Source organism: Massilibacillus massiliensis (assembly GCF_900086705.1).
GTDB classification, from domain to species: Bacteria; Bacillota; Negativicutes; order FLKF01; family FLKF01; genus Massilibacillus; species Massilibacillus massiliensis.
The window spans coordinates 2404899-2427709 of the sequence record NZ_LT575483.1; the positions used below are offsets into that span (position 1 = coordinate 2404899).

The 22811-nt window shown below is 37.6% G+C and carries 21 protein-coding genes and 1 riboswitch; of the genes, 14 read left to right on the forward strand and 7 right to left on the reverse strand.

Annotated elements, in window-relative coordinates; translation table 11 throughout:
* Window positions 1-143 precede the first annotated feature (143 nt).
* Entirely contained in the window at window positions 144-824 is a 681-nt protein-coding gene (locus tag BN6559_RS11620) for a hypothetical protein (protein WP_110954870.1), read from the reverse strand.
* A 222-nt stretch (window positions 825-1046) separates the two neighbouring features.
* On the opposite strand from BN6559_RS11620, the gene BN6559_RS11625 reads away from it, so the two are divergent.
* A complete protein-coding gene (locus tag BN6559_RS11625) occupies window positions 1047-2747 on the forward strand; it encodes an ABC transporter ATP-binding protein/permease (RefSeq protein ID WP_110954871.1) in 1701 nt (566 codons plus the stop codon).
* 62 nt (window positions 2748-2809) lie between these two features.
* Here BN6559_RS11625 and BN6559_RS11630 read toward each other — a convergent pair whose 3' ends face one another.
* Window positions 2810-3832 carry a Gfo/Idh/MocA family protein gene (locus BN6559_RS11630; protein WP_199883955.1) on the reverse strand — a complete coding sequence of 341 codons (1023 nt, stop codon included), beginning with the start codon at window positions 3830-3832 and terminating at the stop codon, window positions 2810-2812.
* On the reverse strand, window positions 3829-5250 hold the full coding sequence (locus BN6559_RS11635) for a sugar porter family MFS transporter (protein WP_110954872.1): 1422 nt from the start codon (window positions 5248-5250) through the stop codon (window positions 3829-3831). The genes BN6559_RS11630 and BN6559_RS11635 overlap by 4 nt, the downstream gene beginning before the upstream one ends.
* Window positions 5251-5517: 267 nt before the next feature.
* On the opposite strand from BN6559_RS11635, the gene BN6559_RS11640 reads away from it, so the two are divergent.
* The 6 genes from BN6559_RS11640 to BN6559_RS11665 all read left to right on the forward strand — a co-directional run bounded on the left by BN6559_RS11640 (window position 5518) and on the right by BN6559_RS11665 (window position 10779).
* Entirely contained in the window at window positions 5518-6372 is an 855-nt protein-coding gene (locus BN6559_RS11640; RefSeq protein WP_199883956.1) for an AraC family transcriptional regulator, read from the forward strand.
* 152 nt (window positions 6373-6524) lie between these two features.
* On the forward strand, window positions 6525-7052 hold the full coding sequence (locus BN6559_RS11645) for a ClbS/DfsB family four-helix bundle protein (protein ID WP_110954874.1): 528 nt from the start codon (window positions 6525-6527) through the stop codon (window positions 7050-7052).
* Between the two features lie 71 nt (window positions 7053-7123).
* Entirely contained in the window at window positions 7124-7558 is a 435-nt protein-coding gene (locus tag BN6559_RS11650; RefSeq protein ID WP_199883957.1) for a pyridoxamine 5'-phosphate oxidase family protein, read from the forward strand.
* A 76-nt stretch (window positions 7559-7634) separates the two neighbouring features.
* Window positions 7635-7961 carry a YnfA family protein gene (locus BN6559_RS11655; RefSeq protein WP_110954876.1) on the forward strand — a complete coding sequence of 109 codons (327 nt, stop codon included), beginning with the start codon at window positions 7635-7637 and terminating at the stop codon, window positions 7959-7961.
* Window positions 7962-8058: 97 nt separating this feature from the next.
* Complete coding sequence (locus BN6559_RS11660) at window positions 8059-9186, forward strand: mechanosensitive ion channel family protein (protein WP_110954877.1); 1128 nt, start codon at window positions 8059-8061, stop codon at window positions 9184-9186.
* Window positions 9187-9540: 354 nt separating this feature from the next.
* Window positions 9541-10779, forward strand: coding sequence for a multidrug effflux MFS transporter (locus BN6559_RS11665; protein ID WP_110954878.1), 1239 nt, complete (start codon window positions 9541-9543; stop codon window positions 10777-10779).
* A 12-nt stretch (window positions 10780-10791) separates the two neighbouring features.
* Here the strand turns inward: BN6559_RS11665 and BN6559_RS11670 are convergent, their stop codons facing one another.
* Together BN6559_RS11670 and BN6559_RS11675 are read right to left on the reverse strand one after the other, a co-directional pair.
* Window positions 10792-11106, reverse strand: a complete 315-nt coding sequence (locus tag BN6559_RS11670) for a DMT family transporter (protein WP_110954879.1) — start codon at window positions 11104-11106, stop codon at window positions 10792-10794.
* Between the two features lies 1 nt (window position 11107).
* Complete coding sequence (locus tag BN6559_RS11675; protein WP_324609410.1) at window positions 11108-11446, reverse strand: DMT family transporter; 339 nt, start codon at window positions 11444-11446, stop codon at window positions 11108-11110.
* Between the two features lie 69 nt (window positions 11447-11515).
* Window positions 11516-11611, reverse strand: a riboswitch (guanidine-I (ykkC/yxkD leader).
* 229 nt (window positions 11612-11840) lie between these two features.
* On the opposite strand from BN6559_RS11675, the gene BN6559_RS11680 reads away from it, so the two are divergent.
* The 3 genes from BN6559_RS11680 to BN6559_RS11690 all read left to right on the forward strand — a co-directional run bounded on the left by BN6559_RS11680 (window position 11841) and on the right by BN6559_RS11690 (window position 15227).
* On the forward strand, window positions 11841-12806 hold the full coding sequence (locus BN6559_RS11680; RefSeq protein WP_110954881.1) for a GGDEF domain-containing protein: 966 nt from the start codon (window positions 11841-11843) through the stop codon (window positions 12804-12806).
* Window positions 12807-13045: 239 nt separating this feature from the next.
* On the forward strand, window positions 13046-13321 hold the full coding sequence (locus BN6559_RS11685; protein WP_110954882.1) for a metal-sensing transcriptional repressor: 276 nt from the start codon (window positions 13046-13048) through the stop codon (window positions 13319-13321).
* Between the two features lie 22 nt (window positions 13322-13343).
* Entirely contained in the window at window positions 13344-15227 is a 1884-nt protein-coding gene (locus BN6559_RS11690) for a heavy metal translocating P-type ATPase (RefSeq protein ID WP_234407839.1), read from the forward strand.
* A gap of 225 nt (window positions 15228-15452) precedes the next feature.
* On the opposite strand, the gene BN6559_RS11695 is transcribed toward BN6559_RS11690, so the two are convergent.
* On the reverse strand, window positions 15453-17174 hold the full coding sequence (locus BN6559_RS11695) for a methyl-accepting chemotaxis protein (RefSeq protein WP_110954884.1): 1722 nt from the start codon (window positions 17172-17174) through the stop codon (window positions 15453-15455).
* Window positions 17175-17341: 167 nt separating this feature from the next.
* On the opposite strand from BN6559_RS11695, the gene BN6559_RS11700 reads away from it, so the two are divergent.
* The 4 genes from BN6559_RS11700 (at window position 17342) to BN6559_RS11715 (ending at window position 21530) form a co-directional block, all read left to right on the forward strand.
* A complete protein-coding gene (locus BN6559_RS11700) occupies window positions 17342-17566 on the forward strand; it encodes a helix-turn-helix domain-containing protein (protein WP_110956386.1) in 225 nt (74 codons plus the stop codon).
* A 302-nt stretch (window positions 17567-17868) separates the two neighbouring features.
* Window positions 17869-19866, forward strand: coding sequence for an LTA synthase family protein (locus BN6559_RS11705; RefSeq protein WP_110954885.1), 1998 nt, complete (start codon window positions 17869-17871; stop codon window positions 19864-19866).
* A gap of 66 nt (window positions 19867-19932) precedes the next feature.
* Window positions 19933-20664 carry a nuclease-related domain-containing protein gene (locus BN6559_RS11710; RefSeq protein WP_110954886.1) on the forward strand — a complete coding sequence of 244 codons (732 nt, stop codon included), beginning with the start codon at window positions 19933-19935 and terminating at the stop codon, window positions 20662-20664.
* A gap of 83 nt (window positions 20665-20747) precedes the next feature.
* On the forward strand, window positions 20748-21530 hold the full coding sequence (locus tag BN6559_RS11715; protein ID WP_110954887.1) for a CheR family methyltransferase: 783 nt from the start codon (window positions 20748-20750) through the stop codon (window positions 21528-21530).
* On the opposite strand, the gene BN6559_RS11720 is transcribed toward BN6559_RS11715, so the two are convergent.
* On the reverse strand, window positions 21527-22690 hold the full coding sequence (locus tag BN6559_RS11720; protein WP_110954888.1) for a D-alanyl-D-alanine carboxypeptidase family protein: 1164 nt from the start codon (window positions 22688-22690) through the stop codon (window positions 21527-21529). The two genes, BN6559_RS11715 and BN6559_RS11720, sit on opposite strands and share 4 nt — an antisense overlap.
* Window positions 22691-22811: the final 121 nt, after the last annotated feature.

Genomic DNA, 22811 nt, shown 5'->3' on the forward strand with positions numbered 1-22811 from the left:
ATATTAAAAAAATAGGACTAAAGGACAAGGTCTGTTTAAGAAAAAGCAAGCGAAATTGCTTAGGGCGTATCTGAAAACTATCAAAACGGCCACTGACGACGCTTTTTGCGCCATTGACCATTCCACTAGTTTCTAGATACACTTTAGTTCGCTTGTTTTTTTTCATTAACTGGGGTTAAATTTGATTTTATTGCAGAAAGATTTTCGCTAATATCTAAAGTGACTGGATCTGTAAGTGTAAAAATGGTTTGCAAAGCGTTGACTTGTTCCTGATGTTGTTTATTAATACGTAGGTTTTTTTCGTCAAGTACGTAAACACTTTGCTCAATAATTTTAGTTTGCTTGTCAGAAAAATCTTTGGTTTTATTAATAATTTCTAGGACATGTGTATCATTTTGATTACTTAAATTTGCTGGTGGAGTAAGCCGGGTTAACTCTTCATTAAGTATTTTACTTTTTGTGTATAGATCAATAAATCGTAGATGTGCGGTCTCAGCACTTATTTCGTCAGTTTGAAAGGATTTTATTATTTTATGATATTGCTGCCAATGCTGATCAATTCGATCAATCATTTTTTTATAAGAGGTATACCATTCGGCAAAGCTCATTTGCTCTTGAATGAAAAGCTGTTCTTTCTCTGGAGTCATCGGTTCCGGTTTTTCAGGCAGTGAGGGTTTAAAAATAAAGGGAATGCTAAGAAGAATCAGACAAATAACAATTGGAAAAATCTGTTTTTTTCGCACGGCAAGAAAGATGATACAGCAAATACAAAGAATCAGTGAAACAAATAAAATTTTTAAAATTAAAGGTGTTAAGATAGCCATAGAAATCTCCTTCATATAAACTATATCTACCTTCTACAAAGGCTTTGCCAGTTCCTGCTGATTATCTGTAGGTTTTAATCTTGATTTGTTGTAAAGTGTTTTTATGGTTATTGCAGTTGCTTTTTTTTCAATATATACTAAACGGTATATAGTTCATTTCATATAAACATAAAATGAAAGTTCTTTTTCAAAAGATAAAAATAATTTAGAAAGGAATGTTTTATGAATCAAAGTTTTTGTAAGGCAGTTTGGAGCCTATTTAAAGGGTATTGGAATTCAGATGAAAAGTGGAAAGCAAGGGGACTTCTTGGTACAGTTATTCTATTGAATTTTGCAGCGGTATATATTGTGGTATTAATCAATCAATGGTATAACACATTCTATAATGCATTGCAAAATTATGATCAAAATGCATTTTGGTCTTTAAACGGGGAATTTGCAGTTCTGGCTTTTATTTATATCGCAATTGTAGTCTATGCAAGATATTTACAGCAAATGTTGCAAATTAAATGGCGGAAATGGATGACGAAGCGATATCTTGATGAATGGCTGAAGAATCAGACCTATTATAGGATGCAAATTTTAGAGGACAAAACAGATAATCCCGATCAACGAATTAGTGAAGATATCAACCAATTTGTTTCTTTGACGCTTACGTTAACGCTTGGCTTCCTAAAACAGACTGCGATGCTTGGGGCTTTTATCGTTATATTATGGAATTTATCTGGCGTTATTAGTCTTCCATTTGGTAATTATCAAGTAACAATCTATGGTTACATGGTTTGGTTTTCGATTCTATACGCAGGCGTAGGCACTTATTTAACAGCGAAAATCGGAAATCCATTAGTGCGATTGAATTATGACCAACAACGATATGAAGCAGATTTTCGGTTTCATATGATACGGCTAAGAGAAAATAGTGAAAGTATTGCTTTTTACGGTGGCGAAACGCTAGAGAAAATAAAATTTTTGGATCGATTCAGACATGTTTTTAAAAACTATTGGTCCTTAATGAAATACGAGAAACGTTTAACTTGGTTCACTTCGGGATATGGTCAATTGGCCATTATCTTCCCAATACTTTTGGCTGCACCTCGATATTTTGGTGGTGCGATTCAATTGGGTGGCTTGATTCAGACATCTAGTGCATTTGGAAAAGTACAAGATGCGTTGTCTTTCTTTGTGGATAGCTATACGTCTATTGCACAGTGGCAGGCTGTAGTAAAACGTTTGCTTGGCTTTGTGAAACATATGGAAACGGTGGAAAACCTGGCAATTGAGACAACAATTGCACAAGCCAATGTGGATTGTTTGGCTGTACAGAATTTAACAGTTGCATTACCTGGCGGTCAAGCATTATTGCAAAATGTGAATTTGCAAATTGCAGGTGGCGAAAAATTATTGATTACGGGTGCTTCCGGAGCCGGAAAGAGTACGCTTTTGCGGACAATTTCGGGTATTTGGCCATTTGGTAATGGAAGTATTGTCGTCCCGCAAGGACAGAAAAGATTGTTTTTACCGCAGCGACCTTATTTACCTTTAGGAAGTTTGAAGGAGGTACTTTTATATCCGAGTGAAATGTCAGATCTTGCGCATGCACAGGTTGAGGAAGTAATGCGGCAATGTCAGTTAGCAGAATTTATCTCTAGCTTAGAAAGTATAGAAGACTGGTCAAAAATTTTATCTCTTGGTGAACAGCAGAGGATTGCTTTTGCCAGAGTGCTGTTAATAAAACCTCAGTGGGTATTTTTAGACGAAGCAACTTCAGCGTTGGATGAACCTACGGAAAAAATTATGTATGAATTATTACTAAAGCATTTACCGAATACTTCGGTCATTAGTATCGGACACAGAAACACGCTTGTAAAATACCATCAAAAGAGATTGCATTTAATTGGCAATGGTGGTTGGGTCATAGAATAGACAAGTTATTTAAAAAGAGCCTTTATGTTCACTTAAAACGATGAACATAAAGGCTCTTTTATTTAATAAACGATAGAGAGTGTTTTGCCTGTTTTATAAGCTTCTGTGGTTCTAAAAGCGATTTGTGTTGATTTTGTTCCGTCATATACGGTGACATCCGGCTGCTCTTTTTTCTGTATACAATCGATGAAGTTTTGTATTTCAAGACGATATGCTTCAGCAAATCTTTCAGGAAATCCGCTTACGCATTCGGTTACAGCGCCATGCTCATTATAGATCATACAGAGATTTTTTTCAGGAACGGAACTGATACGCAGGCTGCCTTCCGTACCGATAATTTCTGTTTCAACATGGTATCCATGCGGTGCGGTTCGTCCTACATGGATGAAGGCAAGAGACCCATTCTCGCATTTATACATAGCAACCCCGGTTTCATCATCACCGACAGTTTGGAATTCTTTATGCTTGAAAGTGGCGCCGGCAGAGTGGACTTCTATTGGATCAGAATCTAGGAACCAGCGAATGAGATCTATATCGTGAATTGCCATATCGATGAATATACCGCCAGAGGTTGCCGCAAATTTAATAGCACCTTGTACTAAAGCTTCAGGGTCTATACCTGTAGCTTTTACCATATAAGGTTTGCCGATAGCCCCTTGCTTGATTTTTTCTTTGGCATAGGCATAGGAAGGATCAAATCTTCGCATAAATCCGAGGAAAAAGGTAAGTTCAGGATGACGCTCTACTGCTTTTTCCGCCATTTTACATTCTGCGACGGTTATACCGAGCGGTTTATCACTAAAGACGTGTTTTCCAGCATCTAAGGCGGCTTCTATTTGCCAGCAATGTTGATCACTCGTTGTCACAATGGCAACGGCTTCAATATCAGCATCGCGCAGCATTTCACGAAAATCGGTGTAGACTTTTTCCACACCCAGTTCTTTTTTTGCATAGTCTAATTCGGCGGGAACGATAGAGCAAGCGGCTGTAAGTGTCGCGTTTGGAATTTTAAACGCAAGATTTTTCGCATGTTCTTTCCCTAATCTACCCAATCCTGCGATGCCGATTTTAATTTTGTTCATCATAAAAATTCTCCTCGTTGTTGTATTGATTTTATGGATTTTTTTCCATAAGTATGCATAAAGAAGTCTTCGAGTTCTTCAAGAGTGTGTCCTTTGGTCTCTGGTAGATATTTCACAACGAACCATATAGATAAAATGCTCATGAATGCAAAGGTGAAAAATGTATTGGATAATCCGATCGATTCAAGCAAAATCGGAAAAGTCAAACCTACACAGAAATTTGCAATCCATAATACGCAAACGGCAATTCCCATACCCAAGCCACGTAGTCGTAATGGAAAAATCTCTGAAATGATTAACCAGTTTACCGGTCCGATCAGACCCTGGAAAAAGGCAAGATAAATTACGATTAATCCTAAAATAATATAAGGGAAATACGTGAGATGCTGCAGAAGGTTGGAAGCAATCCCGATCAACGAAAGTGTTACTGTCACACCGATTAGCCCGGTGATGATCATCGGCCGCCGTCCGACACGATCCATCATGCGAATACCGCAGCACATGGCAATTAGGGAAATCAGACCATTGGCGATATTACCGATTAAGGCGGATTCTGTGCTTAAGCCAGAGGTCTTAAGAATCTCTGTGCCGTAATACATAATAGAATTTATGCCTGTAAATTGATTGATTAAGGCCATGCCCACGCCTAGTCCGACCAAAGATCTGACCCAAGATATGCCCAGATCTTTGACTGTCATTTGTGAGACTGCGGCACACTTTTCTATACTTTTTTGTATTTGCGCTACTTCGGATTTAACTTCTTTGGGCGGGCGGATTTTTTCTAAGACGGCAATCCCTTCTGTAATACGATTTTTACTAATTAGCCATCTTGGGCTTTCCGGCATTTTCAGCATACCGATGCCTAAAACGATTGCCGGAAGAGCGGCTAAAGCGAGCATATAACGCCAAATACCTTCGTTTTCACCCCATGTAATACCGATGAAAGCATTGCAGGAGAATGCTAAAAGCTGCCCTGAAACAATCATCAATTCATTTTTTGTTACAACCTTACCGCGACGCTGAAACGGAGCGATTTCGGCTAAGTATGTTGGGACATTGACAGAGGCACCACCGACTGCCAAGCCAAGCATGAATCGGGAAATTACCATAACTGGAACATTAGGAGATAACGCACAAGCAATTGTTGAAATGAAAAATAGCAATGAAAGTAAAATTAAGGTTTTTTGCCTGCCGTAGATGTCTGTGATTTTTCCAATCGTGATTGCGCCTATTGCGGCACCTAATTGCAATATAGCGACGACCAGACCTTGCGTATAGGCGTTTAAATTTAATTGATCGGGCATTGACATGTAAGGTAAAGCTCCATTTACTACACCGGTATCATAACCAAACAATAAACCGCCAAAGGTAGAAATAAGTATGATAAGTGATAGATTTTTATTTGGACTTTTACTTTCCATTATAATCCTCCAAAGTATTTATTTGCGTTATTGATTTATCAGAACGTTCTGTATATTAATAATAATCATACTATACAGAATTGTCATTACAGTAAATTGCCCAGATATTTACATGATTTGCTCATTTTAATTATATTTTGGTTTTGTTTTGAGTATGTATTGATTCTTTAATAGTTGATTAATTTTGGTTTTATGAGTATATTTACTTTAGGTGCGAATATAAAAAATCATATTTCAATAGAAAATACGATGGAATTGGGGGACGCTATGCAAAAAGAGGAAAAGGGCGTAATTGGGAAAGAGGGGATATATTTTTACTCTGCGAGTGTATTTGCAAGAGAACATCTTTTTTATATTTTGTGGGGTGCTGCGTATCGCTTGGATGCGCCTTATCGTGTGAAACGAAGCTATATGGATGCCTATATGCTGCAGTTTGTTACGAGCGGTGAAGTACATTTTGAATTGCGTGGACAACATTTTGTGGCAAAAGAAAATGAATTTGTTCTTTTTGATTGTCATGAACCCAATCATTATTGGGCGGAGATTCCTGCAACTGTAAAATGGTTTCATTTTAATGGGAATGCAATCAAGCCACTTTTGGAATATATTTATGAAATGAATGGAAATGGTCATTTCTCAAATCGTAAAGCGCTTAAGATCGATAAGTATGTAAATGAAATTTTAGAAAGCATAAAAAAAGAAGATGAAAATGAAATGGTTCTTTCAAAAAATTTGTACAATATTTTATGTGAAGCAGCGGCACCGACGCTGGAAAGATTCTCAGTTTCAGCAAGAAATAAGATTGCAATTGATGCGGCTATTCATTTTATGCAAGAAAATTTTCAGCGGCAAATCATGATTTGTGATGTTGCAGAACACGTAAATTTTAGTCTGTTTTATTTTACTAGATTATTCAAAAAGGCAATGCTTATATCTCCGCATTTATATTTGCTCAACATACGTTTGGCGCATGCGAAAAAACTTTTATGCGAGACCTCGGACAGCGTTGAAAGTATTGCTGGGAAAAGCGGCTTCCAAAGTGCATCCTACTTTATTCGTGCCTTTAAAAAAGCTGTAAATTTGACCCCTAATAATTTTCGTAGCATTTTCTCTGATTTATAGAGAAAAATAAAATGAGTTTAGGTGCATCGCTCTATGAAAATGTGATTTTTTGATGATGGAAGTATCTATAGGTTGATTGCAAAAATAAGGTGCTTGGATATTTTATTCATTTGGGATAGAATAGAAGTTAAGGGTTGTAATGGAGGTGTAGCATGCAAACGTATAGCAGCAAAGCAGAGTTAATTACAGCAGTCAAGACGGCATATATGCTTTTTGATAAAGAATTTGATGGAGTTTCTGAAGCGCAGAAGGCGTTGCGTTTTCAGGGGGTGGATAAGACGCCGCAAGAAATGCTCGCCTATCAGCTGGGTTGGCTGAACCTCGTGATGGGGTGGGAAGACGATGAGTTGAACGGAAGAGAAGTTGTTACGCCATCTCTGGGGTATAAGTGGAATCAGTTAGGTCAGCTTTATCAATCTTTTTATACGGCGTATCGCGATTATACATTACAGGCATTACGCAGTGCGTTAAAAAAAAGTGTTGACGCATGGTGTGCGTGGATAGAACAGTTAAGTGATGAGGAATTGTTTATAGCTGGCACGCGCAAATGGACGGTTACAAGTGCGAACTGGCCAATGTGGAAGTGGATTCATATAAATTCTGCTGCACCATTTAAAAATTTTCGTCCTAAAATTAGAAAATGGAAGAAGCTTGTTTTTGAGAAGACGTTAAATTCGTAAGTGCGGACATTACATAGAAGAGAAAAGGGGAGAATCATTTGTTTATAGAAATGCGGCACAAGAGAAAACTTATGTCTGGAGAAGAGGTAAAACGCGTTTTAGCAGATGCCGAATTTGGCACACTTGCTTGTATCAGTGAAAATGGATATCCATATGCGGTGCCATTAAATTTCATTTATGAAAACGAGGGTATTTATTTTCATTCAGCGCATAAAGGACACAAGATAAATAACATTAAGCAGAATAGAAAAGTCAGTTTTTCCGCAGTAAGTTATGTTCAACTTTTACCTGATAAATTTGATACTGAATACGATAGTGTTATTGTATTTGGGTTGGTGGAAGAAGTTACGGAAGACTTTGAAAAGAAGGAAGCTTTGAAGGGGTTAATAAAGAAGTATTCGGATGGATTTTTGGAAAAAGGGATGGCGTATATTGATAAAAGCATGCATACAGCTGCTGTTTATAAGATACAAATCGAGCATATGACAGGAAAACGGGGAAGATAGAGCTTTTGTATACGCAAGAAATTTAACAAACCACTACAGTTGTAGTAAAATAATTGATAATGATTGGGAGGTTGTAATGGAATTTTTAAAATCTATCGGTTATTTTATTCTTGCTGGTCTGTTTGAAATCGGCGGAGGTTATTTAATTTGGTTATGGATGCGTGAAGGAAAAAGTGTGTATTATGCGATGGTTGGTGCGGTGATTTTAGTGTTATATGGAATCATACCGACTTTACAGCCTGCAAACTTTGGCCGCGTATATGCTGCATATGGTGGAATCTTTATTGTTTTATCCATTTTATGGGGGTGGGGTGTGGACAAAGTTATGCCCGATCGCTTCGATATGATAGGTGGAATCATATCCTTGGTAGGGGTTCTCATCATCATGTATTGGCCTAGATAATAGTTCAATACTTGTATGAGCATAAAATTAGACCGAGTTTTCGATGAAGCCCCTTGGGTAGGTTTAATATTCATTAATTTCTTGGAAAGGAGAGGATATGATGCAGTTAGATATACAAGTCCCTACGCAAGTTTATGACTTTATGATGCATATTTCAGAGCAGATTTCTATATATGATTTAATTGTAGGGATGACGATATTCTTTGTTTTTTGGATATTTAAAAACTTATTTACAAATTATATTTTTCACTTCTTTCTAAAACTTTTTTGCGGGGATGAGGAGAATCAGGTTTCTTTTTTAGTTGTTTTGCATAACCCCATGAAAAATTTGATTGTTTTTACTGGCATCTATTTAGCTTTACAAAATTGTTTGCCGATTACATTTGATCTTTTACTTGTTAAGTTTTTTAGAACAGGGATCATTATTTTATTTTCAAATGCGTTATATGGCTTGATTGGGTATTATGCGGAAAATTATATGGAAATAAAATGGATTTCATGTTATGAAATGGATAAGATTCTGGTCCCTTTTCTTTCAAAAATAGCAAAGGTTATTGTGTTATCATTGGCTTTTGTCGCGGTGGCCAGTACTTGGGGATATGATGTAAATGGATTTATTGCAGGTTTAGGATTAGGTGGATTGGCGTTTGCTTTAGCGGCAAAGGATTTGCTTGCTAATATTTTTTCTGGGATTGTTATCATAATAGATAAGCCCTTTAGTATCGGAGATTGGGTAAAAACAAGTGAAATTGAAGGTACGATTGAAGATATTAATTTTAGAAGTACGAAGATAAGAACTTTTGATCAAGCTTTGGTTACGGTGCCAAATGCGAATTTGGTCAATTCACCTATTATTAACTATACGAATCGGTCGGTACGCAGAATTACGTTTCGACTAAAGGTGCGCTATGATACACCTGGGCGCAATTTAAAAGAGTGTGTGAAAAATATAGAAAAGTTTCTTTATATGCATCCACAGGTTGATAAAAAAACGATTTTTGTCAAGTTTGATTCTTTTGGAGAGTGTGGTCTGGAATTATTTTTGTATTTTTTTACGAATACGATTGTATGGGAAGAGTATTTAGAAATTAAGCAGGAAATTAATTTTAAAATTATGGATATTATACAGAATGCAGGGATTTCATTTGCTTTGCCTAGTACTAGCATTTATATTGAGAAATCCAGTGGGAAATTGAAGAATGAAAAGGAATCTGCATCCTGGTAAAGTATAAATTGGACGTTGAAAATACTGAAAAGAAATGTATTGTAATTTAAAATGAGGATGTTGCATGATTGCAACATCCTCATTTGTAAATCAATTCTCGGACGAACGGCAGTGATAAATGTTATAGAAAGGCACTGCTTGCTTAGTAGGCTTATATTTGAAAAAATTTGCGCATGGGATAAAAGCAAGTTAAGTATTGACACAAAGGGGTATCGGAATTTATAATTGAGGCGTGACGGAGGGTATACTCGTGTGTGCTGGATAAGTTATCAACAGAAGTTGATTGCTTATCTTTTTTTTTCGTCTAATTCTATGAATATAGTTAAATTTATTAGATTGGAGTTAAAGTTAAAAATGTTTAAGATCGAACAAAAAAAAGACAGCGTGTTATTGAACCCGCAAAATTATCTAGGTGTGAAGGGAATGATCGTGTTTATTGCTTTTATGGGAATGTTTATTCCCCTGTCAATTGACCTATATCTGCCTGCCATGCCTTCTATGGCACAATATTTTCAGACAACATCTGCCATGATTAATTTAACTTTAGTTGCATTTTTTGTTTTTTTTGCAATAGGGATTATTGTCTTTGGTCCGTTAAGTGACAAATATGGGCGGAAAAAGATCCTTGTAATTGGGCTGATTTTGTATATTGGAGGAAGTATTGCTTGCGCCTTGGCATTGTCGATCTATCAATTGATTGTATTTCGTGTGTTGCAAGGGTTGGGTGCTGGAAATATTACGTCTATTGCGACGGCCCTGGTAAAAGATTGTTTTTCAGGAAAGATGAAAAGTAAGATTCTCGCCATTGTGCAAGTAATGGGTGTGCTGGCTCCTATGGTAGCTCCTATTGCAGGCGCGCTGATCTTGCAGATTGGCGGAACTTGGCGTGACACTTTTTGGGTACTCGCCGTTACGGGGGTTTTAAACGGATTTCTCGTATTTTTATTCCAAGAAAGTTTGCCAAAAGAAAAACGCTATCAGGGAACGCTAATCGGTTCTTTACAACGTTTGTTGATTGTAGGAAAAAATCCAGGGTTTACGTTCTTTCTTTTGATTGCTGCTGTTTTGTCAGCGCCATATATGGCTTATGTTGCAATGTCTTCTTATATATACGAAAATACGTTTGCTTTGTCTGTTCAGGCTTACAGTTATTTTTTTGCGGCAAATTCAGCATTTGCTATTTTGGGACCAATTGTTTATATTCGTTCCATTGGACGATTTTCGCCGCGTTTGTTTACGCAATGTTGTTTTGGGGTAGCTTTTATTAGTGGTTTGAGCTTATTCTTTTTCGGAAATCATTCCCCCTGGCTTTTTTTAATGACATTTCTGCCGTTTACCTTGGTGGAAGGCGCTATTCGCCCACTTAGTACAGATATTCTGTTGGAACAGCAAAAAGAAGATATTGGGGCGGCTTCATCGCTTATCAATGCAGTGCATACTATTTTAGGGAGCGTTGGTATGGTGTTATGCTCTTTTGCCTGGAATAATATGATTGATATGCTCGGAATTATGATTATTTCATCAGTTGTATTGGCTATTTTATTGTGGATTATCTTGATGTATAGTACGATGAAGGTAATCGGGCTAAAATAGAAGGCGCAGTTATTATCCAATCAATTTCAAGCCAATTGCGGAGCCTAGTACAACAGTAATTGCGATAATTCTTGGCAAATTTCTAGGTTCACCATAGACAAACATGCCAAGTAAGGCGCCACCGGAAGCGCCAATTCCTGTCCATACAGCATAGGCTGTTCCCATTGGCAGTGTTTTCATAGCAATGGATAAGAATAAAAAACTTAGTCCAAAGCCAGTAAATAATAATAAAAATGCCTTTAAGTTGTGGTCTTTATGAAGTTTATGAATCATGGCAACGCCGGTCATTTCAAAAATTCCTGCCAGTATCAGGCATATCCAATCCATATTAATGCACCTCTTTCTCTTGGCAATTGCTTACTAGCTTTAAGCTAATGACGCCAAGTAATAAAGTAACAATTAAAGCTATTTTTATCGGGTTAACAGGCGCGCCGAATAAGACAATATCGGATAATACAGTTCCCGTAGTGCCAAGACCTACGAAAACAGCATATACTGTTCCCACGGCAAGATTGCGCCCGGCTTGAATCATTAAATAAAAGCTAACAAAAATGCAGATACAGGTTCCCACCCAAGCTAAAATATTGTCCGCATGTTTGAGACCAATTACCCACCCAACTTCAAAGAAGGAAGCAATTATAACAGATATCCAAGTTTTATTCATCATTTATCTCCTTTTTAACTCGTATGATACAGATAAAAGCCCGGGAGAATCAGCCGCAATTGTGTGCAGCTATTCTCCCGGGCTTTTATCCCTCCGTGATCCAGTCTAAAGACTGTCGTTTTCTCTCGGACCAGACCAGTAAACTGCGGAACCCTAGAAAACTAAGTATGCTATTTATTATATGCAATTTGATCAATTTGTCAATCCTGCATCTGGCATAAGAAGGTGTATGCATCTTTAGAAAATAAAGTAGCCTTGAAAAGGAATGGACTTTCGCAAAATGCCGTATGCGATATTGAAAAAAATAAGCATTTTCAGTGCATTGGCTAAATATTTATTTCTTTTATTATGGATGAATAGCTAGCAAAATTCTTTCTAGGATTTAATACATTGACCGGTGTTTAGAAAAAGTATAAACTTAGATAAATATACGAAAATGCCAGAAAAAGGTGAAGCGCAAGTGTGTGTAGATATTAAAAAAATTAATACAGAAAATATTGTAGATGCCGTAAAAATATTAAAGAATATATACGATGTTGTTCGTATTGTAGATCCCGTGCAAAATACAATTCTGCATATAAAAGATAGAAAATCTCCAGCAGTATTGCGTGAAGGAGCCTGCTATGCAATTTGGAAAAAGAATAAGTTTTGTGACAATTGTATTTCTTATCGGGCGATAAAGGAGAAAGATACGTTTGTAAAATTCGAAGTGATTGATGAACGTGTTTATATGATTACAGCCAGTCCAGTCGAATATCAAGATGGCTGTTACGTCGTTGAAATGTTAACTGATATTACTGGTAAGGGTGTTCTGGAAAGTATGGCAGGTGAGAGTACCGAGGATTTTACGAATTTAGTATTGCGGCTGAATGATGCACTTGTGCGAGATGAATTGACTAAAATTTTCAATCGTCGTTATATTAATGAAAGATTGCCGATTGAAATTTTTCATAGTATAGCAAATGCAAATCCAGCGGCTCTGGTCATCATTGATATCGATAAGTTTAAGAATAAGAATGATATGTATGGACATATCGCAGGGGATGCGATATTGGAGCAGTTTGCTTATTTACTAATGAATGGTGTGCAAGAGGAGCGCGATTGGGTGGCACGTTACGGTGGAGAAGAGTTTCTGCTGTATCTTCACAATCGAAATCTTGAGCAGGCTGTAACAGTAGCAGAACAAATTCGGAAAGCAATAGAATATACCCAATTTACGATACCAAGCGGGTTTGTTAATATCACTTGCAGTTTAGGTATTTGTATTTTGGAAAAAGAAATGACGATGACGGAATGGATTGATTGTGCAGATAAAAAACTTTATGAAGCGAAAGCAACTGGAGGAAATAGAATTGTCGTATGAATTTACAACCTATCTTCGTAGTAGTTTATAAGTAGAATGAAGATAGGTATTTTCTAAGTTATCAACATAAATATATGATTTGTCTACAGTCTGAGGGATCGCATTTTTAATGCGATCCCCTTTTATTTATCAATCAATGTATTCATGATGGTTTCTGTAATTTTATTGGTTGACAAATTTTTTTTTATTCAATATTATATACCTATACCCCTAAGGGTATAAAAAGGGAGGGCTAAATTATGCGTCAATGTATGGATATACCAAAAGTTCAATTGAGAATAAAAAAAATTGAAGGACAGCTTAGAGCGATTTCAGAGATGGTTGGCAAGGATGTCCCTTGTGAGGATATTTTGATACAAATCAATGCAGCTAAGAGTGCAATGCACAAGGTGGGGCAGGTTGTTTTAGAAGGTCATTTGCAGCATTGTGTTCGCGATGGGATAGAACATGGAGATGCGGATAAAACAATTGCTGAATTTGCCAAGGCTGTAGAGCATTTTTCGCGAATGGGCTAGTTTTTAGTGAAAGTTGGAGGTTATGATGAAAGGCTTTATAGAATTATTAAAAAATGAAGAGCAAAGAACTATTTTATTTTTAATCTTATCGGTCGTTTCGCTTTTTATTAGTTTCTTTCATATAGGAAACTTAAACTTTGATGCGGCTTGGATTGCAATTTTATTTTGTGGAATTCCAATCATCAAGGGAGCACTTGAAGGTTTGATTACAGAGTTTGATATTAAAGCGGATGTCCTAGTTGCGATTGCTTTGATTGCATCAGTTTTTATTAATGAAATTTTTGCTGCTGGTGAAATTGCATTTATTATGACGCTTGGTGCACTATTAGAAGAACGTACAGTTGCAAAAGCGCGTGCTGGTATTGAAAAACTGGTGCATCTTACACCTCGCACAGCAAGAGTCGTTCGTGCAGGAAAGGAAGAGATCATCCCGGCAGAGGACGTAGCAGTCGATGAACTGCTTCGCGTTTTTGCGGGAGAAACGATTGCAGTCGATGGAATCATTCTTTCAGGGCAGACTTCGATTAATCAATCTGTGATGACGGGAGAGTCATTGCCTGTCGACAAAAGCACTGGTGATGAAGTTTTTAGTGGTACAGTAAATCAATTTGGAACCTTTGATATGAAAGCTACCAAAGTCGGTGAGAACAGTTCCTTGCAGCGAATGATCAAACTTGTAGAGTCTGCGGATGCAAGTAAGGCGAAGATCGTTGGAGTTGCGGACAGATGGGCAACTTGGATTGTTGTGATTGCACTTGTAACCGCAGTTGGCACATGGTTTTATACCGGAGAGGTCATCCGTGCTGTTACTATTCTCGTTGTATTCTGTCCTTGTGCATTAGTGCTTGCGACACCTACAGCAATTATGGCTGGGATTGGCAATGCAACTAAATACGGCATTCTCGTCCGCGAGGGCGATGCTTTAGAAAGACTGTCTAAAGTGACGAAACTTGCTTTTGATAAGACAGGTACGCTTACTTATGGTAAACCTGCGGTAGTGGCAATTGAAAGCTTTGATGAGACGATAAGTTCAGAAAAAGTGTTGACGTTGGCGGCTTGTGCAGAAGCAAGATCTGAGCATCCGCTGGGGAAAGCAATTGTGACGCATTTTAAAACGACAGTGGCTACTGCCTTAGAAGAGCCGCAGGATTTTGCGCTAATTGCAGGTCGAGGTGTCCAGGCAACAATTGGTGATCATCGAGTTTTGGCGGGAAATGAAAAATTGTTTTCTGAAAACACGATTGCATTGTCTTCGCAAATGCTGCGTAAAGCTGATGCGTATAAAAAGGATGGCTGTACGATGATTTATGTGGCTGTGAATGGTCAGGAGGCAGGGCTTATTGCTTTGGCGGATGTTGTGAGGCAGGATTCTTCTGAGATGGTGAGACAGCTAAAGAATTGTCGTGTTGAAAGTATATTGATTACAGGTGACCATCCGGAGGCTGCTTTTCATATTGCAAATCATGTAGGTATTACAAAAGTGCATGCATCCTGCTTGCCAGAGGATAAAATGATTGCAATTCAAGAGTATCAAGACAAAAATGATATGGTTTGTATGGTTGGAGATGGAATAAATGATGCACCGGCGCTGAAAACGGCGTACGTTGGGATTGCTATGGGGGGGATCGGCAGTGATATTGCTGTCGATGCTGCGGATATTGCGCTTGTGCGCGATGATATAAAAACGATCCCACACTTATTGCTTTTGTCTAAAAAAACAATGTCAACGATCAAATGGAATCTGGCGTTGTCGATGATTTTAAACTTTATTGCGATTATCTTAGCTATGACAGGAGTTTTAAATCCAATTGTTGGCGCCTTAGTTCATAATGTAGGATCAGTTGCTGTAATTATAAATTCGGCAATGTTGTTAAATTTCAAAAGTAAAGCAGCGATCGCATCTTAATTAAATCGCTGTTTTACAAGTTTTTTAGCATGGTTAAGAAGGGCTTTTTAGTCATAAGTATAGAATAAATGGTAAGCAGATTTCGGGACTGCAAAGGTGCTTATTAGGAAGATTTTGTTTGTTGCTAAAAAATAAAAATCGTAGTACGATAACGACGGAATAGAAGTATTTTCAGTCGCTCGTGAAATAAAAAAATGGTAGGCATCTATACGCCTACCATTTTTATTAAATCTTAAACTTTCGAATTGCTTGTTGTAATTCTTCAGCCATTTTTGCTAAGTGCTGACTTGCAGAAGCAATTTCTTCTACTGAGGCAGATTGTTCTTCCGTAGCAGCAGAAATTGTCTGTGTTTGTTCAGAGGCTTTTCTGCTTTCTTGTTCATTGGCTTGTACAGCTTTCACTACATTTTGGATACCTTTCGTAATATCATGAATTGCGTTGGAGTTTTCTTGGATTTGCTCTGTCATGTTTCTTACCATAGTCAGAATGTCTTCAAAGCTTTGTCCTGCAAGTGATACTACATTTGTTCCAGCATCGACTTCTTTTTTTCCGTCATTCATAAAAGTCACGGCGTCATTGGTTTTAGCTTGTACTTCTTGGATCAGATCGGTGATTTGTTTTGTCGCTTCTTGTGACTGTTCAGCAAGTTTACGAACTTCTTCTGCAACTACCGCAAAGCCTCTGCCTGCTTCACCGGCACGTGCCGCTTCAATCGCTGCATTTAAAGCTAATAAATTTGTTTGACCGGAAATGCTTGAGATTACATCGACGATTTGACCGATTTTTTCGGACTTTTCTTCAAGTTCTCCGATTACGCTGGCAGTGTCATTTGTTTTTTGTTCAATAATATTCATTTGTGTTACGGCTTGTTTAATTGCTTCTTCACCATGGTTTGCTGTTTCAGCTGTTTTTTCAGCTGCATTTGAAACCGTATTTGTATTTTCGGCTACTTGTGAAATCGCTGTAGAGATCTGTTGTACTGTGTGATTGGCACTGTCCACTAATTGCAGTTGTTTTTCCGCTCCTTGGGCAACTTCTGTGACTGAACCGGCGACTTGGTTGGATGCTTGTGCGGACTGCTCGGCACTGGCGGTTAATTCTTCAGAAGATGCAGCCAATTGCTCAGATGTATTGGATAAATGCTGGATTAGATTTCTAATGCTCTTTTTCATTTCATCGACTGCTCTTGAAACGGTTCCGAATTCACTTTTATCAAGTAAATTTTTCTGCGCAATGTCTTCAGAGAAGTCTCCTTTAGAGAGAATCAGCAGGTAGTGAACGATATCTTTTAGGCGAGAAGTGAGTTGATTAATGATGAATAATCCTAATAGAATGCCGAAAATAAGGGAAATGACAATAATAGAAATGAATAAATTGTTAGCAAAAACGAAATCTTTTTGATTCTGCGTATTCATTTCACTTGCAGATTTTTGCATATCTTCAGAAAGAGAACTGAGTTCATCTGTGAATCGTACAGATAAGGCTTTGCCTTGTTGATTGTAAAGGGTAAATGCTTCGGCATCCTTATTCTTCAGCGTTAAATCAACTACTTTGCTTCGAACTGCACGATACTTGACTAAATCCTCTTTTATTTGTGCTATCCTGGTTTTATTTTGTTCATTTAAAGTCAAATTTTCAAATTTCGTCAAATTTTCATCAAATTGTTTCCCGCGTGCGACGATGTCTTCTTGTAGAAGTTTATTTTCTTCGTTAGTGGATGGTAGCATGAGTGAGAAGGTATCTGCCTCAATTTTTCTTGCATGTGCTCTGTTTTCAGTGAGTAATTCAACAGCCATCAGTTTTTCACTGTACATTTTATTTAATGCATCATTGGTTTTTGAGAGAAAGTAGTATCCTGTTCCTCCTACACAAATTAAAGCGGTAAGTAAAAGTGCAATGAGCAGAATTAATTTCTGGGCAACTTTTAGATTATTTAACCAGTTCAAAAAAATCTCTCCCTTATATAGTTTTGTTCCGAAAAGGATAGCGTTATAGTACTATTGTAGGATAATTCGTTGAAATATGTAAAAACCCTTCAAATTTTACTTAAAAATAGCAATTTGAATACTATAGTCTGTAGAAAATTTAAAATTTGGGAAATATAGTTTTGTTTATGATAGATGAAAGTTTTGGAAAAGTCTTAAAAAGCCTAAGAGTAAGGAAAGGGATCAGCCAAGAAGAATTTTCTTTTAATACGGGGTTGCATCGTACTTATATTAGTCAATTGGAAAGAGGTTTAAAGAGTCCCTCCCTAAGAACAATAGCAAAAATCTGTAAGGAGCTGGAATTTACAATTTCTCAATTTATGGAAGAAGTAGAAAAATATCATGATGTCTAAGCGAGCAATAAAAGAAAGCGCTCGCTTTTTCGTAATGCAGAAATGTCTTTTAGAAGAGAACGTATAATATAGGCGTATTTTCTGAATTTATTACTTGTGAAAAGCAAAAAATCGTAGTAAGATAACCACAAAATATAAAAAATCAAAAAGTGTAGTGAAAATCATAAGCAGTATTGAATACTACCGATAGTTTTCAATACTGCTTATTTTATGGCTGTTTGCAGATGGAAGCATTTTTTGTTGGGCATTGATCAAGGAGATTAGATTATTTAAGCAGTAGGATATGATGGAGGGTTTTTTAGATGGGTTTTCAATGGGTACATAAAGTTTTAGATTGGCGAAAATTTTATGAATTGATGCACCGAGATATACAGTTATTTTTCTATTTATTAGCACTTTTTATGGTATTTCGCATAGCTTTTATCGCGCTTATGTATGAGTATTTAGGCAGCAGTACAACCTTTACAGAGATTTTCATCGCGTTGCAGTATGGTTTGAAACTAAGTTTAAAAAGTGCGGGACTATTGGCGATTGTTTCGTTCGTTCTTTGTTTGGCGATCTATTGCATTTCATTTACCTGGGCAAATCGGGTACGCAAGTATATTGCCGCAGGCTATATCTTTTTGTTAACGATTTTGTTTTTCGCTAGAATTCCATATTATATACAGTTCCATTCTGGTTTTAATCAATTGATTTTCAATACATTGAATGATGATATTTATGCGCTGATTGTTTCACTTGTAGAACAATTCCAGCTTCCATTGCGTTTATCTATTGCAGGATTAACGGCTGCTTTTTTATTCTGGTTGGCAGTGAAATGGCTGAACTTGCCGATTCTCGAGTTGCCACGTTTTAAAAAATGGTATACAAATATAGTGGTGCGCATTGTTTTTTTGTGTTTTATCTATCAAGGTGCTATTTTCGTTAACTTTGGCGGTAGTATGAGTTTTGCCGGCAATGTAGGATGGGAAAATGCAGGCGTTACAAAAGATCATTTGTTGAATGAAGCAATCTTGGATGATATGCAGGCACTCTACCGTGCCTACGAGATGAATGGACGCCTGGCGAGCTCAACAGGCCTTGCTTTTGAGGCTACGCAAATTACGCAGTATGCCAAAAACCTGACAGGTAAACAATTAGAAAGCGATGATTTAGATGTCTATTTGCAAAAGACGGCGCAAGGCGCAAATAAGACGAAACCGAAACAAGTATTTTTGATTCTTTCAGAAAGTTATGCAAATTGGCCATTGCTCGATAAGTATCAAAATTTAAATATTGCGAATGGAATGAAGTCGCTGATCGCTGAACCGGATACAGATTATGTTGCACAATTTTTACCGAATGGCATGAGTACAATTTCTGCCGTTATGGGAATTGTCACAGGATTCACAGATGCAAATTTATATTTGACTACAATGCCGGAAGCCTATAAAGAACCTTATTCTACAGCAATTGCACCGCAAATGAAAAGACTCGGGTATCAGGCAAAGTTTTGGTATGCCGGACCGGCTTCTTGGGAAAGGGTAAAAGAGTTTTCTTTGGCACAGGGGTTTGATGCTTTTTATGGGAGCGGTGATTTTGAACATGCAGCGGGAAATGTTTGGGGTTGTGATGACGCGTATTTGTATCAAGCTGTGCTGGCGAACGTGAAAAAAGATGAGCCGAGTTTTAATATCGTTTTAAATGTATCAAATCATTCACCGTTTTCTGTAGATTTAGAGCGTGAGGGATTTGATCGAGAAGCTTTGTTGCAGCAGTTGCCGGATGAAGTAAAAGGAAATCAAGATTTAATCAAACAGCTTGGCCATTTTTGGTATGCAGACAAGATGCTCGCCAAGTTTATAAAAGAGGCAAAAGAAAAATATCCAGATAGTGTTTTCATCATTGTTGGCGATCATGCCGATCGGATGAATATCGATAAAAATCCAACGATGTATGAACGTTATGGCATACCGTTTATTGTAACAGGGAAAGGGATATCGAAAGCAAGTTTACCGGAAAAAACAGCCGGAAGTCATATTGACGTGATGCCTACTTTATTTGAACTCATTGCACCAAAAGGGTTTGCATATTATTCTGTGGGTACAAGTCTAACCAGAGGAAATGCGTTTGGTGTAAACTATGGTCTCTGGATTACACCCGATTATATAGGAAAAACGGATATAGAAGCTGAACCTGAAGCAATAGATGGAGCAAGTGCAGTTGAACCAAATCCAGAAGAGATTCAGGCAAAGGTTGAAGCAGTACGCAGCGTATCTTGGTGGCGCAGCAAATATGGCAGTCAATTGATCAATCCATAGACCAAGTATAATGAATATGCTATAGTAATGGTTTAGATAATAACAATTGTTTATGGGGTGAGATTGGTGGCAGTTGTCCATAAGGGAAAGAAAAGTTTAAACGGGCAGGCAAGACAATATTTCATGATGAGTTTGCTTTGTATTGGTTTGCTCATTGTTTTTGCAGCTATGTTGCTGCAGAGTGGTGAGGACATGGAGATACCTATGTTTTTCATGGTTTTACCGATACTTTGGATCTTTGGAGCCTTCTTTTATTACAGAAAATATAAGATTTTCAAAGCGGGATCAGATGGAGAAATCAGTTTACTGGATTATATACGTAAACTGCCAAATCAATATCACGTTTTTATGAATTTGTCGATGAAGGAAAAACGTATCTATGATGAAGTAGATTTTGTTGTAGTCGGTACGCAAGGCGTTTTTGTCATTGAGGTGAAACACCATGTTGGTAAAATTATCGGTCAAGAAGATGATATTGAGTGGAACCAGCTTAGGGTTGATCAAAAGGGCAAACAAAAAAGAAAATCTTTTGCCAATCCAATAAAACGTACAAAATGGCATGCGATTCATATTGAAAGAATCTTGCATTTAGCGGGGCTGCATGTTGGTGTACAGCGTTTATTGGTATTTACCAATCCCAAAGTGCGCTTAGACATCGATGCGGGAAAAATGACTGTTTTAAAAGGCTGTGAAGAGGTCAATTCGTATATTTTAAATTATAAACCACAGCGTAAACTCGATAAAAAGCAAGTACAGCAGATTGTGGATGTATTAGAAATGCAAATGAAGAAGTCGTGATAGGATAAAAGTAGGATTTTATTAGATTTTGGCGAATTATTCAAGTGGAATATGATACAATGCAGTTATATGGAGGATGTAAGATGAGTGATGAGAGAGATTGGGATCTGTTTAAGCAAAAATTAAAAACAAAAACCGGAATTGACTTGAATCAATATAAAGCAAATCAAATGCAGCGTCGTATTACAAATTTGATGCTGAGACATAACCATAAATCTTATGTGGAATTTTATAATTCTATTGAAAATGATAAAAAAGCATTTGCTGATTTTATTGAATATTTGACAATTAACGTAAGTGAATTTTTCCGTACGCCAGAGAAATTTTCAGAATTGGAATCAAAGGTAATTCCAGATTTATTGTCGAAAAGTTCAAAGCTCAATCTTTGGAGTGCCGGTTGTTCCATTGGCGCTGAGCCGTATTCTTTGGCGATGATATTAAAGGATATGACGCCAACCGTAAGACATCGGATTTTAGCGACAGATCTTGATATTGAAATTCTTGCCAAGGCCAAAGCCGGTGTTTATAATGTCAATGAAATTAAAAATATTTCGAATGAACGGAAACAGAAGTATTTTAAAATAGATGGCGATAAATACAGCGTTTCTGAAGATATTAGAGCCCGTATTGAATATAAACGGCATAATTTATTATTAGATAATTTTGAGTCCGGATTTGATTTAATCCTTTGCAGGAATGTTGTTATTTACTTCACCGAGGAAGCAAAGGACAAACTTTATCGCCGCTTTTTTGCAGCATTAAAGCCGGGCGGAGTGTTGTTCGTAGGTGGAACCGAGGCAATTTTAAATTTTCGCGATATCGGTTTTGTAAGTTATTTACCGTTCTTTTATCGTAAACCGTTTTAAAAAATTCCCCACCCGTAAAAAGTTTTAAATACGCTCGTTAGATTATTAAAAAAGACACGTAAGAAAGTTTTTTCTTCTACGGAAGTCTGTGCAATGATATCGATGGTTTTTATGATTTTATCATCGATGCGCAGATTTAATTCACCGATTTTTTGTCCCTGGTAAACAGGGGCTTTTATTTTTTCAGGGAGATCGATATCTATGGTGACATCTTTGGATTGATTTTTACTGACTACCATCGCTGCATCGCTGCTCAGTACAGCATCAATTGTATCCGCAAAACCGTCTTCAATTGATACGGTGTTGACAAATGTGCCGTTGCCAGCGTATTCAAATAATTCATAGTGCGTGAAGCCCCATTGCAGTAGCTTTTGTGCGTTTTGCCAACGTGCCTTATCATGCAGTGTAACTGCGATTAGACGTTGGTTCTGCTTGGTAGCACTTGCGACCAGACATGGTCCGGCTTCACTTGTCGTTCCGGTTTTTACACCATCTGCTTCCGCTAGCATCCAGAGTAATTTGTTGGTATTTTTTAAATTTTGTTCTTTTTCATTTCCACGGCTGTCTTGCAAGTCAACACTGGTGTGCTTGGTATTTACAATTTCGGCAAAGGTTGGATTGTTCATTGCATACCGCGTTATCCAGGCAAGATCGTAAGCTGTTGAGTAGTGCTGCGGGTCAGGCAACCCGTTTGGGTTTTTAAAATGTGTATGAGTTGCACCAATTTCTTGCGCTTTTTCATTCATCATGACAACGAATTCGTCGACCGAACCGGCTAAAAATTCAGCAATTGCAATGGCACTGTCGTTGCCGGAACGCAGCATCAGCCCGGTGACCAGCTCGCGCAGGGTGAGGATCTGCCCCTTCTCTAGATGCATTGTAGATCCAGAGGTACTTGCTGCTTCGGCACTTACGGTTGCTTTTTCATCGAGGCGGTTGCTTTCAATAGCAAGAATTGCGGTCATAATTTTGGTGGTGCTGGCTGGTGGTAATTTTTTATCTGCATTTTTTTCAAATAGTACCTGCCCGGTTTTTGCATCCATCAATATAGCACCATATGCAGTGTTTAATACTGGCTGTGCTGCTTTGGCGGCGACAATGTTTGTCAGCAGCAGTAAAGAAATAAAGGGTACTATCAATTTTTTTATCCAAGGGAGCATACAAAATCCTCCTCGCTATGTGATCATCCGTAGCATTCATTTATCTTGCTTACGCAGATTATATGAATCAAAGCAGGCGATGATGCATATTTTTTTGTAAGCAGCGTAAGATCCAATGAGG

Coding starts and splice junctions, on each gene's coding strand:
- BN6559_RS11620 (WP_110954870.1), bottom strand. CDS start 824: ATGGCTATCTTAACACCTTTAATTTTAAAAATTTTATTTGTTTCACTG.
- BN6559_RS11625 (WP_110954871.1), top strand. CDS start 1,047: ATGAATCAAAGTTTTTGTAAGGCAGTTTGGAGCCTATTTAAAGGGTAT.
- BN6559_RS11630 (WP_199883955.1), bottom strand. CDS start 3,832: ATGATGAACAAAATTAAAATCGGCATCGCAGGATTGGGTAGATTAGGG.
- BN6559_RS11635 (WP_110954872.1), bottom strand. CDS start 5,250: ATGGAAAGTAAAAGTCCAAATAAAAATCTATCACTTATCATACTTATT.
- BN6559_RS11640 (WP_199883956.1), top strand. CDS start 5,518: ATGCAAAAAGAGGAAAAGGGCGTAATTGGGAAAGAGGGGATATATTTT.
- BN6559_RS11645 (WP_110954874.1), top strand. CDS start 6,525: ATGCAAACGTATAGCAGCAAAGCAGAGTTAATTACAGCAGTCAAGACG.
- BN6559_RS11650 (WP_199883957.1), top strand. CDS start 7,124: ATGTCTGGAGAAGAGGTAAAACGCGTTTTAGCAGATGCCGAATTTGGC.
- BN6559_RS11655 (WP_110954876.1), top strand. CDS start 7,635: ATGGAATTTTTAAAATCTATCGGTTATTTTATTCTTGCTGGTCTGTTT.
- BN6559_RS11660 (WP_110954877.1), top strand. CDS start 8,059: ATGATGCAGTTAGATATACAAGTCCCTACGCAAGTTTATGACTTTATG.
- BN6559_RS11665 (WP_110954878.1), top strand. CDS start 9,541: ATGTTTAAGATCGAACAAAAAAAAGACAGCGTGTTATTGAACCCGCAA.
- BN6559_RS11670 (WP_110954879.1), bottom strand. CDS start 11,106: ATGGATTGGATATGCCTGATACTGGCAGGAATTTTTGAAATGACCGGC.
- BN6559_RS11675 (WP_324609410.1), bottom strand. CDS start 11,446: ATGATGAATAAAACTTGGATATCTGTTATAATTGCTTCCTTCTTTGAA.
- BN6559_RS11685 (WP_110954882.1), top strand. CDS start 13,046: ATGCGTCAATGTATGGATATACCAAAAGTTCAATTGAGAATAAAAAAA.
- BN6559_RS11690 (WP_234407839.1), top strand. CDS start 13,344: ATGATGAAAGGCTTTATAGAATTATTAAAAAATGAAGAGCAAAGAACT.
- BN6559_RS11700 (WP_110956386.1), top strand. CDS start 17,342: ATGATAGATGAAAGTTTTGGAAAAGTCTTAAAAAGCCTAAGAGTAAGG.
- BN6559_RS11705 (WP_110954885.1), top strand. CDS start 17,869: ATGGGTTTTCAATGGGTACATAAAGTTTTAGATTGGCGAAAATTTTAT.
- BN6559_RS11715 (WP_110954887.1), top strand. CDS start 20,748: ATGAGTGATGAGAGAGATTGGGATCTGTTTAAGCAAAAATTAAAAACA.
- BN6559_RS11720 (WP_110954888.1), bottom strand. CDS start 22,690: ATGCTCCCTTGGATAAAAAAATTGATAGTACCCTTTATTTCTTTACTG.